This is a genomic window from Pirellulales bacterium (assembly GCA_036490175.1).
GTDB lineage: Bacteria > Planctomycetota > Planctomycetia > Pirellulales > JACPPG01 > JACPPG01.
This window is the reverse complement of sequence record DASXEJ010000029.1, coordinates 1-2840: the sequence shown is the minus strand read 5'-3', so window position 1 is coordinate 2840 and position 2840 is coordinate 1. Positions and strand designations below refer to the sequence as shown.

Sequence of the window (2840 nt, the reverse complement as noted above, 5' to 3'; positions counted from 1 at the left end):
TGGGCGAGATTCTCGGCCTGAACAAAGAGAAGCGGTTGATCGACCTGGTAATCGGCGCGACCAACAATTACCGATGGCGCGGCACGAACTACAACACCTACCAATCCGCGACGCCCTGGATAAACGCGACCACTGCCAACGAATTGATCGATTGGACCGACGTTGACGCCACCGAGCAACTATTTGCCGACATCCTCGACCCCAACACGGACGAACCCGTCTTGGTCACGCCCAATACGGTGTTGGTGATGCCCGCCTATCGCCACGCGGCCCAGCGCATCTTCAATGCGGCCGAGATTCGCTATCTGCCCACGAGCGCGCCGACGATGACGATCGCAGAGAATCCGCTCTCGGCTTACCAGGTTGTCGACAGCCGCCTGGCGTATCGGCGCATCATGGCTTCCGGCGTCGCGGCAGACGATGCCAAGAAGTGGTGGTTTATCGGTGACTTCAGCCGGGCCTTTGCCTACATGGAGAATTGGCCGATCACGGTCGCCCAATCGCCACAAAACAGCGAGGCGGATTTCAATAGCGACATCCTGGTGCGATTCAAAGCCAGCGAACGGGGTGCCGCGGCCGTGATCAATCCGCGCTACGTGGTGAAATCGACAGGGTAGTCGCCGCCGGCGCGGCAGTTTTGTCTTTTGCACAACGCACACTCCCTTACGGCGAGAGTTCCATGACCCGCATTGGCGACGAAACGGTCAACTCGTTCAACCACGGCCGCACAAGTGCCATTGGCACTACGGCCGTGTCGCTGACCGAAACCTCGGTGTTGGCGGCCAAGGGCGTGCAAGTGCGCGCGGCTGACAGCAACACGGCCACTGTTTACCTGGGCAATAGCGATCTGACGGCCGATACCGCCGATCAGACCGACGGCTTTCCGCTCGCCGCCGGCGAGGCGTTGTTCGTGCCGGTCAACGACGCGCAGAAGGTCTTTGTGCGTTCGACGGTCGCCGGCCAGAAAGTGTTCTGGTTTGCGATTTGATTTCTGCGCCGGCGATGGCTTCGACCAGATGGACTCATCCAGAGAACGGTGCCCCGTATGTCGACCGATGTTGACCAGCTGCAGGCGATCAAGACGCAAACCCTGGCGCTCATCGCCGAGTTGACCGCCGCACCCAAGCCGTCTTACAGCATCGACGGCCAGCAAGTGTTGTGGGCCGACTATATGGCGCAGCTCCGCCAAACCGTTACCTGGTGTGACGAGCAAATCGGGCGCGACGAGCCATTCGAGACGCAGTCGCGCGGATTCACTTGAGAGGCGCGGCAGTCGCGCGTGGGGGTAATCGCCCCATTGCTTATCCGACAATTGCGCGCCGCTGACGATCGAGTATTGTCGTCGGAACGAACTGATACGTTTGCTATGACCTAGGACTGACAGGCAATGCCCATTTCGTTTAATCCGCTTGGCGACCTGAGCTGCTGCGATGGGCTGGAGGCGGTTACTCTGCAGTCGCCTGCGGGCCTGCCCCGTGGCGTAGTACCTGGCGCACTGCGACGCCATGTCGAACAGCATGAAGCCGAGCCGAGCGACGGCCTCTACACGGCGCAAGATGTGACGTGGCATTTGCCGGCGGAACAGTTGGCAAGCCTGCCGGAAGTAGGATCGGTGATCACCGACGGAACCGGCAGGCGATACATTGTTTTGACCATTGAGCAAAGCACGCTCAATGCCCGTTGGCAATGTCGCAGCCGCAACCTGGCCATCGTGGGCGGACTCAATCAGCGGATTACGTTGCAACAGGCGAGCTGGACGAAAGACGCCAGCGGCGCTCAGGTGCCCACATGGCAAGACGTGCAGATCAACCTCGCCGCCCGGATACAACCGCAGCAGGCCGAGATCAACATCGAGTATGACCGTCGCCTGACGCGCGTCACGCACAACGTCTTTGTGGCCAACGAGGTTTTCGTCGATCACACGTACCGCGTCGTCGCCGGCGCCGACATCTATCGAGTCTTGGGCTTTCAACGTTCGGAGCGCATCGACGCCCTGTTCACGATCTTGGTCGCGCAAACGTCGGGTGCGCTGGCCTGACGCGAAATTGCATTGGTGAGTCCGCGTGGCCGCTTGCCAACCTTGTGAAACGAACATGAGACGCAGTAGGACCCCATGAGCCTGGAGCAAGCGATTCACCAGCGGTGGGCTACGGACATCCTGCTGGCGTCTGTTCTGCCGGTCGAACGGCTGACGACGGGCGCCGCACGCGGAGAAACATCGTTACCCTACGTCGTCCTGTCGCGGCGAGAGAATCAGGTGGTTGCGCGGACCAGCAGCGGGACGTCGATCCAGCGCGCGATCATGCGATTTGCCATTTGGGCGGCGGACTTGGATCAGGCCAAGCAGATCGCGCAAGCTATCGGCCAACGATTCGAACGGGCCGAGTTCGCGCTATCGACCGGAGACGTGTTGAACATGCAGCGCTCGCTGGAAACTGAAACTCAGGCTGACGATGGCTCGTGGCGTTTGGAATCCGACTACGTCGTGATCCATTCACACGGGCCGTAACAGGCATATGGCAGGCGGCCGCTCGCGGCAATGTCCCCTTTTAGGCTGCGCACGGCAATGTCGTCGTTCCACCGAAACGAGTTGCGATCAAGCGACGTGCCGCCGCCTTGTTTCCGTTCAGGACGCAGGCGATTAATCCGAGGTAACGAATATGGCCGAGACTCTGTCCACACAGATCAGCTCTTCCCTGGTGTGGTTGTTTCAAGACACGTTGGGTCTGACGACGATCGCCGATGCTTCGCGCTTGGAGTTCGACGCCCAGTTAGCCGATGGCGCGGGAAATGGCCAGGCCAACATGGTGTGGCACGACCTGCGCACCATTGCCGCTACG

At 60.5% G+C, this 2840-nt stretch carries 6 protein-coding genes; all 6 read left to right on the top strand.

The genetic code is table 11. The annotated features are described in order from the left end of the window. Window positions 1–617: hypothetical protein (locus VGG64_02755; protein ID HEY1598492.1), on the top strand; the 617-nt coding region annotated here is incomplete at its 5' end. A gap of 62 nt (window positions 618–679) precedes the next feature. Beyond that, complete coding sequence (locus VGG64_02750; GenBank protein ID HEY1598491.1) at window positions 680–988, top strand: hypothetical protein; 309 nt, start codon at window positions 680–682, stop codon at window positions 986–988. A 57-nt stretch (window positions 989–1045) separates the two neighbouring features. After that, window positions 1046–1261 (top strand): hypothetical protein, encoded by a 216-nt coding sequence (locus VGG64_02745; GenBank protein ID HEY1598490.1) that lies wholly within the window; start codon window positions 1046–1048, stop codon window positions 1259–1261. Window positions 1262–1387: 126 nt separating this feature from the next. Next, the gene (locus tag VGG64_02740; GenBank protein ID HEY1598489.1) at window positions 1388–2038 is read left to right on the top strand and encodes a head-tail adaptor protein; all 651 of its coding nucleotides are present in this window, start codon (window positions 1388–1390) and stop codon (window positions 2036–2038) included. A gap of 75 nt (window positions 2039–2113) precedes the next feature. Then, window positions 2114–2509 (top strand): DUF3168 domain-containing protein, encoded by a 396-nt coding sequence (locus tag VGG64_02735; protein HEY1598488.1) that lies wholly within the window; start codon window positions 2114–2116, stop codon window positions 2507–2509. A gap of 151 nt (window positions 2510–2660) precedes the next feature. Next, a partial coding sequence (locus tag VGG64_02730; GenBank protein HEY1598487.1) for a hypothetical protein occupies window positions 2661–2840 on the top strand: 180 nt, incomplete at its 3' end.

What these genes read in the sequence shown, in the direction of transcription:
- VGG64_02750 (HEY1598491.1), top strand. Translation starts at nt 680, where the DNA reads ATGACCCGCATTGGCGACGAAACGGTCAACTCGTTCAACCACGGCCGC.
- VGG64_02745 (HEY1598490.1), top strand. Translation starts at nt 1,046, where the DNA reads ATGTCGACCGATGTTGACCAGCTGCAGGCGATCAAGACGCAAACCCTG.
- VGG64_02740 (HEY1598489.1), top strand. Translation starts at nt 1,388, where the DNA reads ATGCCCATTTCGTTTAATCCGCTTGGCGACCTGAGCTGCTGCGATGGG.
- VGG64_02735 (HEY1598488.1), top strand. Translation starts at nt 2,114, where the DNA reads ATGAGCCTGGAGCAAGCGATTCACCAGCGGTGGGCTACGGACATCCTG.